Here is a 206-nt window from a genome sequence, read left to right as displayed (position 1 = left end):
ATACGTTCCTGACGGAGATTATGTTGTGATCAAGTTCGCGCGCTGGGCATTTGAGAAATTCAAAGGTGTGGAAGACAAGCTTGGAACACAGATGCGTGCGGTAGGCGAAGTAATGAGCATCGGTAAGAACTTCAAAGAAGCGTTCCAGAAAGCGATTCGTTCTTTGGAGACAGGAAGATACGGACTCGGTCATGCGAAAGATTTTG

1 protein-coding gene is annotated in these 206 nt (G+C 46.6%); it reads left to right on the top strand.

Features of this window, described 5'->3' with window-relative positions; all coding sequences use genetic code 11:
• Window positions 1–25: 25 nt before the first annotated feature.
• A partial coding sequence (locus NE668_RS10325) for a hypothetical protein (protein WP_306795561.1) occupies window positions 26–206 on the top strand: 181 nt, incomplete at its 3' end.

Source organism: Veillonella parvula, assembly GCF_024461875.1.
GTDB classification, from domain to species: Bacteria; Bacillota; Negativicutes; order Veillonellales; family Veillonellaceae; genus Veillonella; species Veillonella parvula_I.
This window is presented reverse-complemented; position numbering and strand designations above follow the sequence as displayed.